The following is a 19350-nucleotide window of genomic DNA, read 5'->3' on the forward strand; positions in this document are numbered from 1 at the left end:
AATGCGGAGGTGCGAGCCCCTAGGGAGGTTCGACCTTGGTTGCCGGGGTACCCCGCCCCCGGATCCCCGCCGTCCCGTACGGCGGGCCGATCCGTGAAGCGTCGACCCCCCGGTCTAGAGCCGGGTCCCCCGGGTGGAGAGCAAATGCAACCGAGCGTGTCCCGTCCTCCCAATCCCCTGGCCGGTCCCTGGTATCGCATCCAGGCGATCACGGCCCCCTCGCGCAGTTCGTCGGCCGAGTGGGACTTCGTCACGGTCCTGCCCGCCGTACTCTCCGCGGCCCAGCGCAACCGCCCCTTCGTGGTCGGCTGGCTCTCCCGGGGGTCGGGCGCGCCGCTGGAGCTCATCACCAACGCCGGCCCGCTGACCCCGCCCCGCCCGCCCCGCCGGGCCGCCGCCGAAGCGGAGCCGGCCCACACCGGCCCCGAGCCGCTGCTGTTCCCCAGCGGGGCCAGGGGCGTGCGGATCGGTGACGAGTGGCTGCGCGACCTGTCCGACCTGGTGTGGGCCGTCTGCCCCGGGCGGCAGGCCCCGCCGCTCGGCGGGCGCCGCGACCCCGACGCCGACGAGCTCAAACGGCCCACGCTTTTCGAGTCCACGCTGGTCACGCTCATGTCCCGGCCCTTCGCCTGGCTGGTCGTCGCCGAGCAGACCGACCTGCTCGACGCGGAGGTCGCGCATCTGCGGACGCAGCTCAACGTGCTGAGGCAGTACGGCGACGCCTCGGAACGTTCCCGCTACGACGCCGAGCGGGCCGAGCGGCGCATGCAGGAGCTCGACGCCTTCCGCGAGGCCGGGCTGTGGAGCGTGCGGGTGCTGGCCGGTGCCGCGGGCCCCGAGGAGCTGCGCCAGATCGCCCCCGTGCTGGTCGGCTCCGCCGAGATGAGCCACCACCCCTACCGGCTGCGCAGCGCGCTGTCAGGCCCGGTGCACGGCTTCGTGGAGGCGCTCTCGGTGACCCTGCAGGACCCGGCGGACGGCACCGCGGCCCCGTTCGCGGCCACCGCCGGGGCGCTGGCCGCCCTGGCCGGGCTGCCCCGCAGGGAGGTGCCGGGGGTCAGGGTGCTGGACGCCGGTTTCTTCGACGTGACCAGCGAGGCGGATGTCGCCCCCGGGGCGCTGACCGTCGATCTCGGGTCGATCCTGGACGGCCAGGACAGGGCGGTCGGCTCCTTCCGGGTCCCGCTGGCCACCCTGAACCGGCACGCCTTCGTCACCGGCGCCACCGGCTCGGGCAAGTCCCAGACCGTCAGGCACCTGCTGGAGCAGCTCAGCGGGGTCGGCATCCCCTGGCTGGCCATCGAGCCGGCCAAGTCCGAGTACGCCGCGATGGGCGGCCGGATCGAGCACCTCGCCCCGGTCACCGTGATCAACCCGTCGGCCCCCGAGAGCGTGCCGTTCAGCGTCAACCCGCTGGCCCCCGAGCCCGGCTATCCGGTCCAGGCCCACATCGACATGGTGCGGGCGCTGTTCATGGCGGCCTTCGACGCCGAGGAGCCGTTCCCGCAGATCATGTCGCTCGCGCTGCAGCGGGTGTACGAGGCGAACGGCTGGGACGTGGTCACCGGCTGGGCGGCGCCGGGGGCGGCGGTGCGGCCGGCCGTACCGACCCTCGAACAGCTGCAGCGGCACGCGATGGACGTGATCCAGGAGATCGGCTACGGCAAGGAGGTCCAGGCCGACGTCGAGGGGTTCATCTCGCTGCGGCTGCGGTCGCTGCGGGTCGGCTCGGCGGGCCGGTTCTTCGAGGGCGGTCACCCGGCCGACATCGGCGACCTGCTCCAGCGCAACGTGGTGCTCGCGATCGAGGACGTGGCCAACGACGAGGACAAGGCGTTCCTGATGGGCACGCTGATCATCCGGATCGTCGAGCACCTGCGGATGCGGGCCAGGAAGGAGCGCGGCAGCGGTCTCCGGCACGTCATCGTGATCGAGGAGGCGCACCGGCTGCTGCGCGACCGCGGCGCGGGCCGGGCCAGCACGCACGCCGTCGAGCTCCTGGCGGGCATGCTCGCCGAGATCCGCGCCTACGGCGAGGGCATCGTGGTGGCCGAGCAGATCCCCACCAAGCTCGTCTCCGACGTGGTGAAGAACACCGCGCTGAAGGTCGTGCACCGGCTCCCGGCCGAGGACGACCGCCAGCTGGTCGGGGCCGCGATGAACCTGAGCGAGGAGCAGTCCCGGCAGGTCGTCTCGCTCCCGCCGGGCGTCGCCGCGGTCTTCGCCGACGGGATGGACCGGCCGCTGCGGGTGCAGGTGCCGCTGGGGGAGGACCGCGAGCGCCTGCTCCCGGGCCACATGCCCCCGATCTGCGGCCGCCGCTCGGCGGCGTGCGGCCAGGAGTGCCGTACCGGGCGGGCCTGCACCCTCGTCGAGCTGCGCGAGGCCGACCTGCTCGCCGACGCCCCCGAGTGGGCCTGGCTGCGCATCTGGACCGACACCCTGGTACTGGCGTTCTGCGCCAACCGGCCGGTGCCCGGGGTCCCCAGGGCGCTCGCCGACCTGTGGGCCGAGCTTCCGCTGCGGCGGCGCGAGTGCCTGCTGGCCACGACGGTCGAACGCAGCGTGGGCCGCAGGGCGTGGTCGCTGCGGACCATCGGCGACCCGGCGAAGCTGACCGAGCAGGTCGCGGCGACCGCGACCCGGCTGCTCGGGCCCGACCGGGAGCCGGGCGAACGCCCCGGGCCCGCCTGGGTCATCCCCCAGGTCCGCTGGCTGCACGAGGTGGACCGGCTCTTCCCCTACGGCCAGCCCGCGCCCAACCCGCGCGGCGCCGCGCCGGTCATGGAGTACGCGCTGTTCAACCGGCCGGCCAACGGCACCGAACTGCTGGGCCACCGGGCCAAGGCGCTGCGCCACCACCCGCTGTCCATGGAGGTCGACCGCAACCGGGCACTGGCCTGGCGGGTCATCCTCGGGGACGACGAGCACGAGGGGATCGAGCAGGACGTCCTCACGGTGACGATCGGCGTCGATCCGGCGGAGCGGCTGCGGCACGTGGCGCAGACGATGGGGGCGGGGTGGCTGGAGAGCGTGCTGTCGTGGCCGCGCCGTTTCGTGCTGCCGTTCGACGCGGCGTCACCGGAGTCCGCGGAGCTGGCCTTCAGCGAGTGAGCCCCGGAGCGGATTCCGGGCGGGTCCCGTTTCGCGCGGGTCCGTTCCGAGCGGGTCCGGGTCCCGAGCGGGTCCGACCCCAAGCGGGTCCGGCCCCGCACGGGTCCGGCTCCGAGTGGGTCCGTTCCGAGCGGGTCCGGGTCCCGAGCGGGTCCGACCCCAAGCGGGTCCGGCCCCGCACGGGTCCGGCTCCGAGTGGGCCCGTTCCGAGCGGGTCCTGGAACGGTCTTCGGCGGTTGCCGGGGAACGGGGCCGGAGCGGTGCCGACGAGCGGGTGCTGGAGTGACTTTTGGTGCTTTTGGGTGGGTTTCTGGGTGTTTTGGGAGGCGAGTTCCGGAGTGGGTTCCGGCGGGTTCCGGTGGCGGTTTCCGGGATGCTTTCCGGCGGCGCGCGCCGGTGCAGGGAGACACGCCTCGAGCCGTCGCGGGACGGTGACCGTGCTCAACCACGGCTAGGATCGGCGGCATGAACGATGCGGCCAATCCGGCCCGTCCGGCTACCGGATCGTCCTACGACGGGTCGCTACGCGAGGAGACGGCATGACTCAGCTTCCGCTGCGGGCGCAGCTCGCGAGCGCTCTCGGCCGGACGGCCGCGACCCTGTCCAGGGCGACCGGGCGAGGCGACGGATCGGTGATCGGCGGCCGGGTCGGCCTGGCGCTGGAGCCCGACCTGCTGCGCAAGCTCGCGCGGGACCGCAAGCTGGCGCTGGTGAGCGCGACCAACGGCAAGACCACCACGACCAGGCTGATCACCTCCGCGCTCCACGAACTCGGCGACGTCGCGACCAACGCCTTCGGCGCCAACATGCCCGCCGGGCACGTCTCGGCGCTGTCGTCGGCCAAGCACGCCCCCTACGGCGTCCTGGAGGTCGACGAGAAGTACCTCCCCGAGGTGATCGACACCACCGGCGCCGGAGTCGTCGTGCTGATGAACCTCAGCCGGGACCAGATGGACCGGGCCGGTGAGATCTGGCTGCTGGCCCAGAAGTGGCGGCGGGCGCTGGCCGGCAAGCCGACCCACGTGATCGCCAACGCCGACGACCCGCTGGTGACCTGGGGCGCCTCCACGGCCGGCAGCGTGACCTGGGTGTCGGCCGGGCAGCCGTGGAAGGAGGACTCCTGGTGCTGCCCCGAGTGCGGCGGCCCGCTCGACCGCAAGGGCATGGACTACACCCCGCCGGGAACGGCCGGCGCGGGCGCCGCCTCCAACGCGGTCGTCTCCCGCCTGGCGGAGAACGACTGGGCCTGCCGCGAGTGCACCTTCCGGCGTCCCCAGCCGTCCTGGTTCCTCGACGACGACGCGGTCATCGACCCGCACGGGCAGCGCTGGGTGCTGGACATCCAGCTTCCGGGCCGCGCCAACCGCGCCAACGCCGTGATCGCGCTGGCCACCGTCGAGACCTTCGGCGTGCCGGTCGAGCGGGCCCTGCCCCGGCTGCGCGAGGTCAAGTCCGTCGCGGGCCGCTACACCACCGTCGAGCGTGACGGCAGGCACGCCCGGCTGCTGCTGGCCAAGAACCCGGCCGGTTGGCTGGAGGCGTTCGACGTCTTGGACCGCTCCCTTCCGGTGATCCTGTCGGTCAACGCCCAGGGACCCGACGGCCGCGACACCTCCTGGCTGTGGGACGTGGACTACCGCGTGCTGCGCGGCAGGCCGGTCTACGTCACCGGGGAGCGCCGCCTCGACCTGGCCCTCCGGCTGGACGTGGCGGGGGTGCCGTTCCAGCTGACGGGCTCCTTCGGCGAGGCGCTCGCCGCGCAGCCGCCCGGCAAGGTCGACGTGATCGCCAACTACACCGCCTTCCAGCAGATTCGATCGGAGTTCGGCCGTGCAGTCTGACAGCGTCCTGCGGATCGTCTGGATCTATCCGGACCTGCTGAGCACCTACGGCGACCAGGGCAACGTCCTGGTCCTCGAACAGCGCGCCCAGCGCCGCGGCATCCCGGTCGAGACCTACCACGTGCGCTCGGCCGACCCGGTGCCGGAGGGCGGCGACATCTACCTGATCGGGGGCGGCGAGGACCGGCCGCAGATCCTGGCGGCCGAGCGGCTGCGCCGGGACGGCGGCCTGCACCGGGCCATCGCGCGCGGCGCGTGCCTGCTGGCGGTCTGCGCCGGCTACCAGATCATGGGCACCACGTTCGGCGGGGAGGAGGGCCAGCCGGTCGACGGCGTCGGAGTGATCGACATCTCCAGCGGGCGCGGCACCGGCCGGGCCGTCGGTGAACTGGCCGGTGAGGCCGACTCCGTGCTCGGCATCCCGACGCTGACCGGCTTCGAGAACCACATGGGCGTCACCCGGCTCGGGCAGGGCGTGCGGCCGCTGGCGCGCACGACGGTCGGCACCGGGAACGGCGACGGCACCGAGGGCTGCCATGTCGGTAAGATCATCGGTACCTACCTCCACGGTCCCGCGCTCGCCCGCAACCCAGGCCTCGCGGACCTCCTGCTCACCTGGGCCGTCGGCGCCCAGCTGCCGCCGATCGACGACACCTGGTTCGACCGGCTGCGGCAGGAACGGCTGGCGGCCGTACTACCCCAGTGAACCGACGGCCGTACCGCTCCAGCGAAGCGGCCCCGGGGAGCCCCCGGAGAGCCCCTTGGGGAGTACGGACCCGATGAACGCGCTCCGAGGCGGCGCGGCCTCGAAGAGCGTGCCGGAGGCGGGCGGGGGAAAACGCTCCGCCGGCCTCCGGTGGTCCTCGGCGACCCGGCCGCCGAGCCCGCCGCTGGACGGCCGACCGGTGAACGGGCCCGTCAGTAGACGAGGGCCTGCACCCCGTCGCCGAGAACCTCCTCGACGAAGGTTGGGGCCCCCGCGATGCGGATGCCCTCGATCACGTCGTCGACCGTGATGTCCCGGCGGGCCGCGCACTGGGTGCACAGCGTCACCCGCCCGGCGGCCAGAACCGCGTCGAGCAGGTCGCCGAGCTGGACCGCGTGCGGCAGCGTGAACTCCTTGGCCCGCCCGGGGAGGGCGAACCACGACGACTCCCCGGTCAGCCAGAGCGAGACGGGGACACCGCTCGCCAACGCCGCCGCCGCGACCGTGAACGCCTGGTTGCAGCGCTCGGGCGCGTCCGCGCCCGCGGTCACCTTGATCACCAGTGATCGTGCCATACCCCGAAGCCTATGCGGGTCCGCGTCACAGGCGCGAGCCGTACCGGGACGGCTCTAGGCTCGGATGCATGGACGTTCCCGAACTGCACTCCGCCCTTGAGCCGATCGCCTTCCTGCTGGGCCGGTGGGAGGGCGCCGGAGTGGGTGGCTACCCGACGATCGAGAGTTTCAACTTCGGCCAGGAGATCGTCTTCGGTCACAACGGCAAGCCGTTCCTGACCTACACCAGCCGGACATGGCTCCTCGACGAAACGGGGACCAAGGTCCGTCCGCTGGCCGTGGAGACCGGTTTCTGGCGCGCCCTGCCCGAGCGGCGGCTTGAGGTGTGCCTGTCCCACCCGACCGGCATCGTGGAGATCTACCACGGTGAGGTGGTCTTCCACAAGATCGAACTCCAGACCGACGTGGTCGCCCGTACCGAGACCGCCAAGGAGTACAGCGGGGGTCACCGCCTCTACGGCCTGGTCAACGGCAACCTGATGTGGGCCTACGACATGGCCGCCGTGGGGCAGCCGCTGCAGTCCCACATCTCCGCCGAGCTCAAGAAGGTCGCTGACTTCGTCCCGGGTGCCGACTAGTCGTCCTGGCCACGGACGCCGGTGACGGCGACCGCCGGCCTTCGTCGCGTCCGTGACCGTCCGGGCGCCGTACCGGCCTCCTCCCGGGCCGCCGCGCGCACGGTACGGGCGGCGGGGGGATCTCCCGGGTCATGACAGCCCGGGGTGCCGCGCGGCGACGACCACGACGGCGCCGAGGGCGGCCAGCAGCAGGTTGGCGAAGAGCTCGTAACCGGCCAGGAAGTCCAGGCGGTTGACGACCAGGCGGTTGAAGAGGTTGAGGAAGGCGCCCATGAAGGGCTGGACGGCCAGATGGTCGATGGCTCCGCTCACGCCCTGGAGGACCATGAAGATCCCCAGGAGCCGGATTGATTCACGCATGTCCGAACGGTAGGAATCCCGTGCCCCGCCGTGGATCGGTCGTCGGGATCCTCTGTCCCGACCGACGTCGCCTCCGCAGGGCGGGTGAGGCGACGAAGGTGGTGCCGCCGGGCCCGGGGAACGACGAAGGTATCGTCCGGCGCGACTTCGGTATCGTCCCCGTCCCCGGGGCGGCGCGGTCCCGCTCCCGGACCGTAGGCTCCCGTGGGGATGGACGAACACACGCTCGCGCCCGTGTCCCGGCGCGGCCCGCGCGACTGGGCCGTGGACACCTGCCTGTTCCTGCTCGCGGTGGCCATGGGGATCGTCCTGTCCGGCATGCGCCTGCAGACCTACCCCCGGCCGCCGGTATGGCTGTTCAACGTCGACCAGGCCGTCGCCGCGCTGGGTTGCGCCGCGCTGTGGCTGCGCCGCCGCAGGCCGGTCGGGCTGGCCCTGGCGCTGATCGCGCTGTCGACGTTCTCCGAGCTGGTGGCGGGCGCGCTGCTGGTGTCGCTGTTCACGGTCTCGGTGCACCGTCCCCCGCGGATCGCGGTGGGTGTCTTCGGGGCGAGCCTGCTGGCCTCGCTCGTCTACGTCGCGTTACGCCCCGAACCCGACCTTCCCGCCTCCGTGGCGTTGCTGCTGGGAGTCGCGATCCAGGGCGCGGCGGTCGGCTGGGGACTGTTCGTCCACCACCGGCGCCGGCTCGTCGTGGCGTTGCACGAGCGCACCGCCCGCGTCGAGAGCGAGGCCCGGCTCCGTGCCGAGCAGGCCCACCACGAGGCCCGCGAGGCGATCGCCAGGGAGATCCACGATGTGCTCGGCCACCGGCTGTCGCTGCTGAGCGTGCACGCGGGCGCGCTGGAGTACCACCCGGACGCACCCGCCGAGGACGTCGCCCGCGCCGCCAAGGTGATCCGGGAGAGCGCCCACCAGGCGTTGCAGGACCTGCGCGAGGTCATCGGCGTACTGCGGGCCCCGGTGGGCGAGCTGCCCCAGCCCACCTTCGCCGACATCCGGCAGCTGGTCGCCGAGTCGAGCCGGGCCGGAATGCGGGTGGAGCTGCTGGAGGAGTGCGCCGGGGCCGTTCCCGACGGGCCGGGCCGTACCGTCTACCGGGTCGTACAGGAGGCCCTGACCAACGCCCGCAAGCACGCCCCGGGAGCCGGGGTGCGCATACGCGTCGAGGGGACGCCGGGGGAGGGCCTGACCGTCGAGGTGGGCAACGGAGCCGCCGATACGGCGCGCGACGGCGACGGGAGAGCGGCGCGCGACGGCGACGGGAGAGGGGAGGGGGAAGACGGGAGAGGGGAGAGGGAAACGGCGGACGGCGAGATGTCCGGTCCGCCGGGGGACGCGGTGCGGAGCGTGGCGGGCGGTGCCGCGCCGGTGCCCCGCACCCGGTCCGGGCGGGGACTCGTCGGCCTGACCGAACGCGTCGCCCTGGCCGGAGGCCGCCTGGAGTACGGTCCCACCGCCACGGACGGCTGGCGGCTGGCGGTCTGGTTACCCTGGCCGCCATGACCGCATCGAAGCCCGGAACGATCGGGGTGCTCATCGTCGACGACGATCCGCTGGTGCGCGCGGGCCTGAGGATGATGCTGAGCGGCGCCTCCGACCTCACCGTGGTCGCCGACGCCGGTGACGGTGCCCAGGCGCTGGCCCTGGTCGACCGGCACGCCCCCGAGGTGGTGCTGATGGACATCCGCATGCCCACCATGGACGGCCTGACCGCGACCGAGGCCCTCCGCGCCCGCCCCCGCGCTCCCGAGGTCATCGTGCTGACCACCTTCGACGCCGACGAGCACGTCCTGCGCGCCCTGCGGGCCGGGGCGTCGGGCTTCCTCCTCAAGGACACCCCGCCCGACGAGATCGTGACCGCCGTACGCCAGGTGGTCCAGGGGCACCCGGTCCTGTCCCCCGGGGTGACCCGGCGCCTGATCGCCCGGGTCGCCGACTCCGGCCACGACCGGCGCCGGGGCCGGGCCAGGGAACGCCTGGCGCTGCTGAACGACCGCGAGCACGAGGTCGCCGTCGCGATCGGCCAGGGCAGATCCAACGCGCAGATCGGGGCCGCGCTCCACCTCAGCCTCCCGACCGTCAAGACCCACGTGTCGGGCATCCTGGCCAAGCTCGACTTCAACAACCGGGTGCAGATCGCCCTGCTGGTCCACGACGCCGAACTGCTGGACCCGCCGTGAGCCGTGACGCAGTGACGCCGTGAGTCGTGACGCCGTGATTCATGGTGCCGTGATGTCGTGATGCCGTGAGTCGTGGCGCCGGGCCGTACGGCGGCCTCCTCCTTCGGCGAAGGAAGGAGTGGATACCATCGCGGGCATGAGCACTCCTTTCACTCCCGACGTGGTCGAGGCGATCAAGCGCCACATGAACGACGACCACAGCGACGACGCGCTGCTGATCTGCAAGGCCCTCGGCGGCCGGCCCGAGGCGACCAGCGCGGTCACGTCGGGGGTGGACGCCGAGGCGATCGAGTTCCTCGCGGTGGTGGACGGGGAGAACGTCACGGTCCGTGTGCCGTGGAGCACGACGCTGACCGAGCGTGCCCAGGTTCGCACGGAAGTGGTCCGGCTGTACCAGGAGGCGTGCGCCGCTCTGGGCGTCCCGGCACGCGGCGAGCACTGACCCGCACCTACGGCGAGCCCTGATCCGCATCCGCTGCGACCACTGACCGGCGACCGGCCGGTAAAAGAAGAACCCCGGGCCTGCTCCTCCCCTGGAGGGGGAGGGCCAGGGGGACCAAAGGCGGGATCGTGCCCGCCACCCTGGCGGCCCGGGGTTCCGGTGATTGTCGTGGATTCGCCGAACGTCACCAGACGTCCGGACAGAGTCCGGAAGCTGGGGCGTCCTAGCGGACAGCCACCTCGCTAGCCCAACTATGATCAACCATTGTTCGGACCACCTCCTTTCGGCGTGCTTGTACGTTATGAAATCCACTCCGCCAGGGCAAACGAATATTCGCCTCTTGCCGGTCCCGCCCCGCTGACCTCGGTAAAGGATCGATGAGAAGTGAAGTCCTGCCGGTCTTCCCGGCGCTTTTACGCGGCCCGCTATGCCGAGCCGGCACGCAGCGTCGCGGCGACGGTCGCGGCGTGATCGGGGTCGGCCATGACCTGATCCCCGTAGACCAGAAGGAAGTGGACGGTGTAGGCGGCCCCCCTGGCGTCGGGTGAGAGAGCGGGGCGCTCGGCCTGCCCGCTGCTGGTTATCCTGTGGCACGTCGAGCCGGGCACGGCTCCCCACCACGAGCCCACCGGAAGGCGACGACCGTGACAGTCTCCCCGCGCCGGAGCACATGGCCGGCGACGACGGTGGTGGCGCACATGGTCCTGGCTCTCCTGACGGTGATCATCCTGGCGGGTGTCCGGCAGCTCGGCACGGACCTGTGGCAGATCTTCGCCATGGCGGGTGCCGCCGTCCTGCTCCATGTGGGAGCGGTGGTGGCCCATCGACGGCCGTGGCTGGGGTACGCGATCGGCGCGCTGGCAATGCTCGTCCTGGTGACGATGCCCTCCCTGGGCTGGTCACCGAGCATGCTGCCCTCGGCCGTGTGCTTCCCCCTCATGTTGTGGCGGCTGACCAGCCTGGTCTCGGTCAGGTCCTCGGTGGTCGCGCTGGCCGTCGCCGTGCTCGGAGTCGTTCTCACCGAGCTGGTGGAGTGGGTCCGGCAGCCCCCTGACACCCCCGGATGGACCCGCCTGGTCGAGGGCGGGCTGCTGATGCTCGTGGTCGGCGGTGTGTGGCTCGCGGCCCTGCTGCTACGTCGCAGGCACGAGGCCGGCCGGCGAGCCGAGAGCGAACGACTGGCTGCGGCGGTCGCGGAAGAACGGGCCAGCATCCGCCGCGACCTGCACGACGTGATCGCCCACACGGTCACCGTCATGGTCGCGCGGATCGAGGCCGCGGGGGTGACGACGGCGGATCCGGCGACCCGCCGCGAACTCGGCGACATCGCCGAGGCCGGCCGGGACGCCCACCAAGGTCTGCGAGCGATGCTGGCCACCTTGGGCCCGGCCACCGTGGCGCCGCGCGCCGATTCCCGGCCCGGAAAGGTCCCGATCTCGCTCGATGCCCTCCCTGACCTCGTGGCCTCGGCGGCGAGCCCGCTCCATGCGGTGACGTTCGCGGAGGTGGGTGAGCGACGGCCGCTGAGCCTGAGTGCCGAGGTCGCGGCGGTCCGGACCGTGCAGGAGGGCATCACCAACGCGCTGCGCCACCTCGAACCACCGGTCGAGGTGGCCGTTCGCCTGCGCTGGACCCCGGCCGAGGTGGTGGTGGAGGTACGCGACGACGGCGGCAAGGGCGGCAAGGCGCTTCGCGACGTCGGCAGCCAGGGGACCGGCTTGATGGGGATCGAGGAACGTGTGCGTACCGCAGGCGGCACCCTGTCGATCGACGACGGGGACGACGGGTGGGCGCTGCGGGCGCGGCTCCCCACGAAGGAGGGGGCATGACCGGGATCCGTGTCATGCTCGTCGACGATCAGGAGTTGCTGCGGGCCTCGCTCCGTACGGTGCTTTCGGCCGACGAACGCATCGAGGTCACCCACGACGTCGCGAACGGCGGCGACGCGATCGAGGTCGTCCGGCGGCACCGCCTCGACGTGGTGCTGATGGACATCCGCATGCCGCGCATGGACGGGGTCGCCGCCACGGCGGAGATCGTCAGGATCGCACCGGCGACCCGGGTGCTCATGCTGACGACGTTCGACGACGACGAACTGGTCGTGGCCGCCATCCGGGCCGGCGCGAGCGGCTACCTGACCAAGGACGTCCGGCCCGCCGCCCTGGCCCAGGCCGTGTGCGACGTCGCCTCCGGGACGTCGGCGCTGGCCCCGGGGGTGGCCGCGACGATCCTCGATCTCGTACGGCAGGTGCCGATGCGGAGGACGGCGGCCCTGGACGGCCTCACCCCACGCGAGGTCGAGATCTTCGGCCTGCTCGCCCGCGGCAGGTCCAACAGCGAGATCTGCGCGGAACTGGTGCTGAGCGAGAACACGGTGAAGTCGCACGTCCGGGCCATCCTGCAGAAACTGAACCTGCGCGACCGCGTGCACGTGGTGATCCACGCGTACGAGAACGGGCTTGTGGGTCGCAGCGATCTGCCTGACTGAGATTCCATCCTGCCGGGTGGCGCCGTCTCACCCCTTCGGGTGATGTCGGCCGGTGACGCCCTGCCTAGGTTCGACGTCGTGCATTTCCTACGTCTGCGTTTTCCTCGTGTGACCTCCCTCCTCGTCCTCGGCGGTGTGCTCGTCGCCGTGCTGCTCGGCTGGACGGCACCGGCCCATGCCACCGGCGAACGACTGGTCGACGACTACCGCTCCGTCTACGGCACGCCGGGGGTCGCGGCGGCCGTGATCGACGGGTCGTCGGTCGAGACGATCGTCCGCGGCCGGGACGGGGACGGCAACGCGGTGACGGCGCGGACCCGGTTCCGGATCGCGTCGATGAGCAAGTCGATGACGGCCACGGCGATCATGCTGCTGGTCGACCGCGGCCGCGTCTCCCTGGACGACCCGGTCGTCAAGGTCCTGCCCGACTTCAGGATGGCCGATCCGCGCTTCACCGAGATCACCGTGCGCCAGGTCCTCAGTCACACCTCGGGGCTGTCGATCAGCACGAACAACGAGTACGTGTTCCCGCCTCCGCGCGGCGCGCGGGAAATCGTGGCCGGGCTGGCCGACAAGACCCTGGCCGCCGCTCCGGGCACCCGCTCGGAGTACCACAACACCAACTACTCGATCGCGGCGCGGATCGTCGAGGTGCTGTCGGGGAAGTCCTTCGACACCTTCCTCCGCACCGAGCTGTTCACGCCGCTGGGCATGACCGACACCAGTTCGACGCTGGGATGTTCCGATCGTGCCGAGGGCCTGACGTCCGGGTACCAGGTCGTTCTCGGGGTCGCCGTCGCGGCACCGGAGATGCCGGGGTTCTGCGTCGGCAACGGCGGGGTGATCTCGACCCTGGACGACATGGTGCGGTGGCTGCGGTTCAACCAGGGAACCTTCGGGACGGACCTGCTGAGTGCCGGCTCCCTGGCCGAGTTGCACACCGTCCAGCCGAAGGCCGACGGCTACGCCCTCGGCTGGCGGTCCCGCCCCGTCGCGGCAGGCGCCCCGCCGTCGGTGATCGGCCACGGCGGAACACTGGCGACGTGGACCGGGGACATGGTCTTCTCGCCCAAGACCGGTGTGGCCGCCCTCGTCCTCACCAACAGCGGCGGCGATCCCAGCCTGCTCTCGACCAACCTTCTCGCCGAACGGATCGGGGCACCGGCGACGCCGATGAGCAACCCGCTCACCGTCGTGAACGCGGTCCTGCTCGGGCTCACGGTGGGGATGACCGCACTGCTGGTCACCGCGATCGTCCGAGCGCGCCGCTGGGCTTCGCGACGCCGCGCGGCGCGCCGGCCGATGCTGGTTCTGCGGCTCGTGCCCCTCGCCCTGGTGACGGTGCTGAGCGTGGTGCTGCCGACGCCGATCTGGGGGGGCTTCAACTTCCAGTACTGGATCGTCACCGCCTGGCTGATGCCGCCGCTGGCGCTCTTCTGCCTCACCTGCAGCGTGCTCGGGGCGGTCGCACTCGGCCGTCGCCTCTGGTGCTTCCGCCGCGCCGGTCAGGCGACCTCCGCCCCCGTACGGCCGGCCACGGCGGACAGCTGACCCGCCGGTCCCACCTCCGGCTCCGATCCGGGCTCCTGGGCCGGATGCCGGGCTCACGCGGTCTGATCACCCCCGGCCCCGCGGGGCCGGGGTCATCCGCCCTTCGAGACACCGGACAGTCCGGTGTGCGGGTTGTGTCCTCGCACACTCACGAAGCATGATTTTTCTGAATGTCGCCGCTGAAGAAAGTGCCGATGACATGACCGGGCCTGGCGGCACCGGCAACGGAGAGTTGGACCGGATGGGCGAGATGCGTGCTGAGGGACGGATCGAGCGGGCCAGGCTGCTCTACGAGCGCGCGATCTACGCCGGAGACGACGGCGAGTCGTCGGAGGCGGATCGGGAACTGGACGCGGTCGAGGCCGATCTGGCGCTGGCCAGGGGCCGGATCCTCCACCTGCGGTTTTTCGATGAGCGCCGCGAGGACCCGCGCGAGCTGGAGCTGCTCGAGCGCGCGGCGCGGCTGTACCGCGTGCTCGGCGACGTGGCCGGTGAGGGCGAGGCGTTGTTCTGGGTGGGGTGTTTCCACCAGGTCGTGCGAGGTGACGACGCCACCGCCGTTCCCCTTTTCGAGCGCTCCCACGAGCTGGCGGCACAGGCCGGAGACCGGGCCATCCAGGCCGAGGCGCTCCGGCACCTGGGCACCGCCGCGCACTTCGCGGGCCGCTTGGACGCCGCGCGTGAGCGGCTGGAGGCGTCGACACGGCTGCGCAGGGAGATCGGGCTCCTGGCCGGTGTCGCGTCCAACCAGGTGGGGCTGATCTACATCGCCGCCGCGCAGGGCCGCCGCGAGGACGCACTGGCGCTGGCCGAGGAAGCACACGCGACCGCCGAAGCCTGCGGCGCGAAGCGCATCGTGCGCCAGATCGAGGAAGCGCGAGCGCGGATATAGCGGCCGCAGTCCCCGAGTCCGTTCCACGGGCCCGGAGCCCGCTGTTTTTCGCGGGAACGGGTCATACGGCGGGGATATGGGAATCCAGAGGGTTCTGCTTCTTCGGCGCCGGTGCCACGGTGAGAGCAGCCCTGGCCTGCCACGGCTCCTTACCGACAGGGAGTCATCGCGCATGAATCTCAGAACCTCAGTGACCACCTTCCTCACGGTCGCCGCCCTGGGGACGACGATGCTGACGAGCGCTGCGGAGGCGGCGGCCGCCCGGCCCCGGTCCACGCCGGGCGACTGTCTCGGGCCGGCCTACGCAGGGAGGGGGTTCTCCGACGTCCTCACTGTGGATGTCATCCCGCACACGATCACCCAGATCAGTCCTGGCCAGAGCGCGACCTTCGGGGTGTACGTGTGGTTCCCCTCCCAGGGAGGGACCGCCAACCTGTCCCTCACCGGTCTGCCCTCGGGGGTGACCCGCACCTTCGCGCCGTCCTCGGTGGGACACTGCCGGCTCTCCGTGTTGACGATATCCAGCGCGGCCAGCACCGCCCCGGGGACCTATGCTCTCACCGTCCACGCTGAGACCGCCTTCGGCACCGCGAGCAAGACGTTCTTCGTCCTTGTCAACGGCGACGCGGGAGCGTCCGCCGGCCGGTGATGAGCGCGGAGCCCTCGCCCGGACGGGTGGGGGCTTTCGTGTCAGCGCCCGTTCTTGTGTACCCGGTGACCGTCCCCGCGTGCTCCGGGGCCGTTCCCGTGCGCCCAGGTGAGAACGCGCTCCGCGAGGGCCGAGGGGGGCTCGCCGTCGTGGAACACCGTCGGGATGAGCGCGCGGGCCTGTGCCGCGTCGGCCATCGCGTCCTCCACCCAGTCGGACGGCCAGTTCCTGGCCTCCAGCCGGGCGAGCCGTACCGGATCGGGGCAGTCCAGCAGCGCCCAGTGGACGGTCTCGCCCCATCGCGCGTCCGAGGTCAGATCCTCCGGAGCGGGCACCGGGCTCAGCAGGAGCACCGGGTGCCCGGCCCGCCGGACCATGTCCACGATCCGTCGCCACATCCGGTCGTAGGCGGGCCAGACCGGGGCCGCCTCGGGTTCGGCGATGGGCACCCCGACCAGCGCGCCGTCTTCGAGCAGCTCGTCCATGTCCATCACGACCAGGCCGTTCGCCGCCCCGACGAGGTGCGGCAGCAGAGTCGTCTTCCCCGCCCCCGGCGCCCCCACGACGACGTACAACGGCGCCGACACCCACCCTTCGCCCACCGCCGCAGCCTAACCCCGCGCCTGTCGCATACGCGGCTCCTCCGTTGTACGGATATCCCTCCGGCGTCGGACGGCAGGAGGCGGCTCCAGGTCGGTCAGGGGAATTCGGCGGCGATCATCGAGAGTGCCCGTCTGGGGAAGTGAGGAGGCTTTCCGAGGGAAGCGCGATACCGAGGCGGAACTGCAGGGTCAGTGTGCCGAAGAGCCGTTCCACGTCGGCGACAGTGGCGCAGCTGCCCGCCGCGTTGGTGAGGTGGAGGCCGAGGTGGGGATTGCCGTGGGTGAACCACAGGTGTCCTCGGTTGTCGGAGACGATGTCACCCGGACGGATCCGCTCGTTCACGCGTGCTCCTCTATCTCGGTGGGTACGGCGGTCGGACGGTGGGCCAGTTTCAACGGGCCGTACCGGCGGATGGCGTCACCCACGGGGAGTGAGGTTCCGGCCGCGTTGGTGGCGAACAAGCCGCAGACCGGGTTGCCGTAGACGAACCATGGATGACCGGCCTCACTGGAGACGACGTCACCGGGTCGTAGTTCCACGTTGACCTCCTGTGCGTGGTTGATGGTCTTTGCTTTTCGGGAGTACGGCGCGGCGTTTCGACATGTGAGGGAGGGGAGGTGGTGGCCTCGCGCGCCCCTCCAGAAACGCGAGGCCACCCGTTCCCCGAGGTGGGACCCCTCCTTCTCACCCCGGGGAAGTGGACAGCCCGGCCGCCGCCGCACCTTCCGGGACGGCCGGGTGATGGTTCATCGGCGCGGGTGACCGCAGCCGCTGTGGTGTTGGACGATCAGCAGCTGGTGGTTCGGTGCGGCCGGGAACCCCTGTGCCTGTCCGCCGGTCGGGGTCTCCGGGCCGGGGGTTGCCGGGGCGTTGACAGGGCGGATCACGGGTGCGCTCCCTGTCCGTGCAGTTCGGCCCAGTACATGTGTCCGTCGCGCGTTCTGCGGGAGCCGTACCGGTCGGCTCGGGCCGAGGCGATCCGGTGGGCGTCGGGATCGGGATAAGCGCCGGGAACGGAGGTGTTCGGATCGTGCACCTCGAACCGGATCCGGCCGGGATCCGCCATTGTGATCATGCTGATGTTCTCGTTCGGACCGGTACGGGTGAGGGCATCACCCATCAGGGCTCTGACGATCGCTTCGGCGTCGTCGACGCGGGCGGGCTGATGCACGGCGACGATCTTGCGGACATGCGATACCGCCATCTCGATGCTGCCGAGGAGGGGAGGGTAATCCTGCATGAACGTTGCCATCTCACCACCAAAAGGAAGGCGATCCGGCTATCCGGCTCGCTATTCGTATGTACAGCTTGCGAGTCGGATATCCGGCTGTCAAGCTGGTGGCGTGGATCAGCCCCGATATCTTCAACTCGCTGCACACATTCGGCAACAAATCGTCACAGGAGATCTGTCGGCTGGAACTCGCCTTCCCGCACGTCAGGATCTGGCCGCCGAGCACGGTGTGGCTGAGGGAGTCGTACGGGAGGCCATTCGCCTTCTCTCGGCGGAAGGCCACGTCGTCTCCCGTCCGGGCGCCGGGGTCTACGTCCGTGACCGTCCCGTGGTGCGACGGCTGGTCCGCTCGTGGCACCGGGAGCGGAGATCCGGTTCGCCCTTCAGAGCCGACATGTTGACGCAGCAGGGACGCAGCGGCGAATGGCGGTACGAGTCGGCGACCGAGCAGGCGTCGCCGGAAGTGCGCGGCAGACTGGCCCTCGGTGAGCCGGGCGACGATCTGCCTGATGTGATGCACACCCGCTACGTGTTCACCGCTGATGGCGAGCCCTGGATGCTGTCCGACTCCTACGAGCCGCTCGCTCTTACGAAAGGCACCGTCATCGCGTGGCCGGAGGACGGTCCCCTCGCCGGTCAAGGCGTCACCCATCGCATGGCCGAGATCGGTGTCATCGTGGATGACTGGGTTGAGAACGTCGGTGCCCGTGTCGCGGAGCCGCACGAGGCGAAGGCTCTCGGGATCGCGCCGGGGACGATCGTGCTGACGATCGATCGGACCTACCTCGCGGAGGGGCAGCCCGTGGAGGTGGCGGACATCGTGGTACCCGCGGAGACGACCCGGCTCGGCTACTCGGGACCCGTCGCCGAAAGCTGACAGGCCCCGGGCCAAAGGCGCCGGGGCCGATGTCGCCTGAACTCGACGCGAGGCCGGTGATCCGGTGTGAGGGCGGGAGGGGCTATCCGGCGGTCGGGAGAGTGGTGAGTTCGGGGTAGTCCTTGAGGGTGATGTCGGTGGCGAACCTGTCCGTCATCCACAGCAGGGCGCGCAGCAGGAGCCTGTACTTGAACATCCGGTTGCGCATCCTGATCCTGCCCGGGGTGGGCGGGGCGAGGAAGGCGCCCGCGCCGCCCTGCCTGGCGATCTTGGCGTAGCCGCGGAACGCCTCCTCGTACCCCCGGAACGCCACCCGGTGGTCGCCGTCGGCCGCCGCCAGCTCCCCGGCCAGCACGTACGCCCCCACGATGGCCAGCCCGGTGCCGAAGCCGCCCAGGGTGTTGCCGTAGGCGGAGTCGCCGAGCAGCACCACCCTGCCCCTGGCGTAGTGGTCGATCTCGACGCGGCTGATGGAGTCGAGGTACAGCTCGCGTGCCCGCGGCAGCCTGGCCATGAGCTCGGGGACCTTCCAGCCCATGCCCCGGTAGGCGTCGGCCAGGATCCGCTTGTGCTGGTCGGTGTCGTAGCGGTCGTAGTCGAGCTCTTCGGAGGCGAAGACGAAGAACGCGGGCGCCTTGGGACCGCCCAGCGCCGCCATCCGGCCGGGCTCGTTGTACATCCCGCGGTCGTGGTCCACGCCGAGGTCGGCCAGCGCGTAGTAGTACCCCAGGAAGCGCACGTAGTCGGACTCGGGGCCGAAGGCCAGGCGCCGTACGTTGGAGTGGATGCCGTCGGCGCCGACCACGAGGTCGAAGGTGCGCGGCGCGCCGCGTTCGAAGGTGACGTGCACGCCGCCCGCCGTCTCGGTCAGCGAGGTGATGGAGTCGCCGAAGACGTATTCGCAGGCATCCGCCGTCCGCTCGTACAGCAGCGCGGACAGGTCGCCCCGGAGGATCTCGACGTCGCCGCCGGTGAACTCGCCCGGCATGACCGCCAGCCGCCTGCCGTTCGCGTCGACGATCTCCCCGTCGGCTCCGCCGGTCTGGAGCCGCCGTACGTCCTGGAGGATTCCCATGCGCTCCAGCACGGTGCGGTGGGTGGCGCCCTTGAAGTCGACGGCCTGGCCGCCCGCGCGGAGGGCGGGCGCCTTCTCCACGACGGTGACGGTGCAGCCCGAGCGGCTCAGCCAGTAGGCGAGGGCGGGCCCGGCGATGCTCGCGCCGGAGATGAGGACCGTGGTGTTCTTCATGTCCGGAAGCC

At 71.5% G+C, this 19350-nt stretch carries 21 protein-coding genes and 1 pseudogene; 14 read left to right on the top strand and 8 right to left on the bottom strand.

What is annotated here, in order from left to right:
- Positions 1-144: 144 nt before the first annotated feature.
- From AB0N02_RS02155 to AB0N02_RS02165, 3 genes are all read left to right on the top strand, one after another.
- Complete coding sequence (locus AB0N02_RS02155; protein ID WP_363941576.1) at positions 145-3114, top strand: ATP-binding protein; 2970 nt, start codon at positions 145-147, stop codon at positions 3112-3114.
- 539 nt (positions 3115-3653) lie between these two features.
- The gene (locus AB0N02_RS02160; RefSeq protein ID WP_363941579.1) at positions 3654-4955 is read left to right on the top strand and encodes a MurT ligase domain-containing protein; all 1302 of its coding nucleotides are present in this window, start codon (positions 3654-3656) and stop codon (positions 4953-4955) included.
- Positions 4945-5661, top strand: coding sequence for a glutamine amidotransferase (locus AB0N02_RS02165; RefSeq protein WP_363941582.1), 717 nt, complete (start codon positions 4945-4947; stop codon positions 5659-5661). Before AB0N02_RS02160 ends, AB0N02_RS02165 begins: the two co-directional genes overlap by 11 nt.
- Positions 5662-5873: 212 nt before the next feature.
- Here AB0N02_RS02165 and AB0N02_RS02170 read toward each other — a convergent pair whose 3' ends face one another.
- Positions 5874-6236, bottom strand: coding sequence for a DsrE family protein (locus tag AB0N02_RS02170; protein ID WP_363941585.1), 363 nt, complete (start codon positions 6234-6236; stop codon positions 5874-5876).
- Between the two features lie 68 nt (positions 6237-6304).
- Between AB0N02_RS02170 and AB0N02_RS02175 the strand changes: the two genes are divergently transcribed.
- Positions 6305-6814: an FABP family protein gene (locus tag AB0N02_RS02175; protein WP_363941588.1), complete on the top strand. Its 510-nt coding sequence runs from the start codon at positions 6305-6307 to the stop codon at positions 6812-6814.
- A 129-nt stretch (positions 6815-6943) separates the two neighbouring features.
- Here AB0N02_RS02175 and AB0N02_RS02180 read toward each other — a convergent pair whose 3' ends face one another.
- Positions 6944-7174 carry a hypothetical protein gene (locus tag AB0N02_RS02180; RefSeq protein WP_363941591.1) on the bottom strand — a complete coding sequence of 77 codons (231 nt, stop codon included), beginning with the start codon at positions 7172-7174 and terminating at the stop codon, positions 6944-6946.
- A 210-nt stretch (positions 7175-7384) separates the two neighbouring features.
- Here AB0N02_RS02180 and AB0N02_RS02185 point away from each other — a divergent pair, with 210 nt between their 5' ends.
- From AB0N02_RS02185 to AB0N02_RS02195, 3 genes are all read left to right on the top strand, one after another.
- Positions 7385-8680, top strand: a complete 1296-nt coding sequence (locus AB0N02_RS02185; protein WP_363941594.1) for a histidine kinase — start codon at positions 7385-7387, stop codon at positions 8678-8680.
- Complete coding sequence (locus tag AB0N02_RS02190; protein ID WP_363941597.1) at positions 8677-9357, top strand: response regulator transcription factor; 681 nt, start codon at positions 8677-8679, stop codon at positions 9355-9357. Before AB0N02_RS02185 ends, AB0N02_RS02190 begins: the two co-directional genes overlap by 4 nt.
- 136 nt (positions 9358-9493) lie before the next feature.
- The gene (locus AB0N02_RS02195; RefSeq protein WP_363941599.1) at positions 9494-9799 is read left to right on the top strand and encodes a DUF2470 domain-containing protein; all 306 of its coding nucleotides are present in this window, start codon (positions 9494-9496) and stop codon (positions 9797-9799) included.
- A 425-nt stretch (positions 9800-10224) separates the two neighbouring features.
- Here AB0N02_RS02195 and AB0N02_RS02200 read toward each other — a convergent pair whose 3' ends face one another.
- On the bottom strand, positions 10225-10407 hold the full coding sequence (locus tag AB0N02_RS02200; RefSeq protein WP_363941602.1) for a hypothetical protein: 183 nt from the start codon (positions 10405-10407) through the stop codon (positions 10225-10227).
- A 36-nt stretch (positions 10408-10443) separates the two neighbouring features.
- Between AB0N02_RS02200 and AB0N02_RS02205 the strand changes: the two genes are divergently transcribed.
- The 5 genes from AB0N02_RS02205 (at position 10444) to AB0N02_RS02225 (ending at position 15379) form a co-directional block, all read left to right on the top strand.
- A complete protein-coding gene (locus tag AB0N02_RS02205; protein ID WP_363941604.1) occupies positions 10444-11628 on the top strand; it encodes a histidine kinase in 1185 nt (394 codons plus the stop codon).
- The gene (locus AB0N02_RS02210; RefSeq protein WP_363941606.1) at positions 11625-12287 is read left to right on the top strand and encodes a response regulator transcription factor; all 663 of its coding nucleotides are present in this window, start codon (positions 11625-11627) and stop codon (positions 12285-12287) included. Before AB0N02_RS02205 ends, AB0N02_RS02210 begins: the two co-directional genes overlap by 4 nt.
- A 78-nt stretch (positions 12288-12365) precedes the next feature.
- A complete protein-coding gene (locus tag AB0N02_RS02215) occupies positions 12366-13838 on the top strand; it encodes a serine hydrolase domain-containing protein (RefSeq protein WP_363941609.1) in 1473 nt (490 codons plus the stop codon).
- Positions 13839-14037: 199 nt separating this feature from the next.
- Complete coding sequence (locus tag AB0N02_RS02220; RefSeq protein ID WP_363941612.1) at positions 14038-14730, top strand: tetratricopeptide repeat protein; 693 nt, start codon at positions 14038-14040, stop codon at positions 14728-14730.
- A 172-nt stretch (positions 14731-14902) separates the two neighbouring features.
- Positions 14903-15379: a hypothetical protein gene (locus AB0N02_RS02225; RefSeq protein ID WP_363941615.1), complete on the top strand. Its 477-nt coding sequence runs from the start codon at positions 14903-14905 to the stop codon at positions 15377-15379.
- Between the two features lie 41 nt (positions 15380-15420).
- Here the strand turns inward: AB0N02_RS02225 and AB0N02_RS02230 are convergent, their stop codons facing one another.
- From AB0N02_RS02230 to AB0N02_RS02245, 4 genes are all read right to left on the bottom strand, one after another.
- Positions 15421-15981 (bottom strand): hypothetical protein, encoded by a 561-nt coding sequence (locus AB0N02_RS02230; RefSeq protein WP_363941618.1) that lies wholly within the window; start codon positions 15979-15981, stop codon positions 15421-15423.
- Positions 15982-16096: 115 nt separating this feature from the next.
- Positions 16097-16324, bottom strand: coding sequence for a hypothetical protein (locus AB0N02_RS02235; protein ID WP_363941621.1), 228 nt, complete (start codon positions 16322-16324; stop codon positions 16097-16099).
- Positions 16321-16521 (bottom strand): hypothetical protein, encoded by a 201-nt coding sequence (locus AB0N02_RS02240; protein WP_363941622.1) that lies wholly within the window; start codon positions 16519-16521, stop codon positions 16321-16323. The genes AB0N02_RS02235 and AB0N02_RS02240 overlap by 4 nt, the downstream gene beginning before the upstream one ends.
- A gap of 344 nt (positions 16522-16865) precedes the next feature.
- On the bottom strand, positions 16866-17234 hold the full coding sequence (locus AB0N02_RS02245; RefSeq protein ID WP_363942526.1) for a hypothetical protein: 369 nt from the start codon (positions 17232-17234) through the stop codon (positions 16866-16868).
- Between AB0N02_RS02245 and AB0N02_RS02250 the strand changes: the two are divergent.
- Positions 17221-17517, top strand: a pseudogene (locus tag AB0N02_RS02250) (winged helix-turn-helix domain-containing protein); the annotation flags it as partial. The gene AB0N02_RS02245 and the pseudogene AB0N02_RS02250 overlap by 14 nt on opposite strands.
- 90 nt (positions 17518-17607) lie before the next feature.
- On the top strand, positions 17608-18090 hold the full coding sequence (locus tag AB0N02_RS02255) for a UTRA domain-containing protein (protein WP_363942494.1): 483 nt from the start codon (positions 17608-17610) through the stop codon (positions 18088-18090).
- Positions 18091-18172: 82 nt separating this feature from the next.
- Here the strand turns inward: AB0N02_RS02255 and AB0N02_RS02260 are convergent, their stop codons facing one another.
- A complete protein-coding gene (locus AB0N02_RS02260) occupies positions 18173-19339 on the bottom strand; it encodes an FAD-dependent monooxygenase (protein WP_363941625.1) in 1167 nt (388 codons plus the stop codon).
- Positions 19340-19350 lie beyond the last annotated feature (11 nt).

This window comes from Streptosporangium sp. NPDC051022 (genome assembly GCF_040683035.1).
Classification (GTDB): domain Bacteria; phylum Actinomycetota; class Actinomycetes; order Streptosporangiales; family Streptosporangiaceae; genus Streptosporangium.

Bases quoted from the DNA above. Each gene is read 5' to 3' on its own strand.
- AB0N02_RS02225 (WP_363941615.1), top strand. From the start codon at position 14,903: ATGAATCTCAGAACCTCAGTGACCACCTTCCTCACGGTCGCCGCCCTG.
- AB0N02_RS02170 (WP_363941585.1), bottom strand. From the start codon at position 6,236: ATGGCACGATCACTGGTGATCAAGGTGACCGCGGGCGCGGACGCGCCC.
- AB0N02_RS02180 (WP_363941591.1), bottom strand. From the start codon at position 7,174: ATGCGTGAATCAATCCGGCTCCTGGGGATCTTCATGGTCCTCCAGGGC.
- AB0N02_RS02185 (WP_363941594.1), top strand. From the start codon at position 7,385: ATGGACGAACACACGCTCGCGCCCGTGTCCCGGCGCGGCCCGCGCGAC.
- AB0N02_RS02210 (WP_363941606.1), top strand. From the start codon at position 11,625: ATGACCGGGATCCGTGTCATGCTCGTCGACGATCAGGAGTTGCTGCGG.
- AB0N02_RS02260 (WP_363941625.1), bottom strand. From the start codon at position 19,339: ATGAAGAACACCACGGTCCTCATCTCCGGCGCGAGCATCGCCGGGCCC.
- AB0N02_RS02190 (WP_363941597.1), top strand. From the start codon at position 8,677: ATGACCGCATCGAAGCCCGGAACGATCGGGGTGCTCATCGTCGACGAC.
- AB0N02_RS02155 (WP_363941576.1), top strand. From the start codon at position 145: ATGCAACCGAGCGTGTCCCGTCCTCCCAATCCCCTGGCCGGTCCCTGG.
- AB0N02_RS02175 (WP_363941588.1), top strand. From the start codon at position 6,305: ATGGACGTTCCCGAACTGCACTCCGCCCTTGAGCCGATCGCCTTCCTG.
- AB0N02_RS02245 (WP_363942526.1), bottom strand. From the start codon at position 17,234: ATGGCAACGTTCATGCAGGATTACCCTCCCCTCCTCGGCAGCATCGAG.
- AB0N02_RS02160 (WP_363941579.1), top strand. From the start codon at position 3,654: ATGACTCAGCTTCCGCTGCGGGCGCAGCTCGCGAGCGCTCTCGGCCGG.
- AB0N02_RS02195 (WP_363941599.1), top strand. From the start codon at position 9,494: ATGAGCACTCCTTTCACTCCCGACGTGGTCGAGGCGATCAAGCGCCAC.
- AB0N02_RS02255 (WP_363942494.1), top strand. From the start codon at position 17,608: ATGTTGACGCAGCAGGGACGCAGCGGCGAATGGCGGTACGAGTCGGCG.
- AB0N02_RS02220 (WP_363941612.1), top strand. From the start codon at position 14,038: ATGACCGGGCCTGGCGGCACCGGCAACGGAGAGTTGGACCGGATGGGC.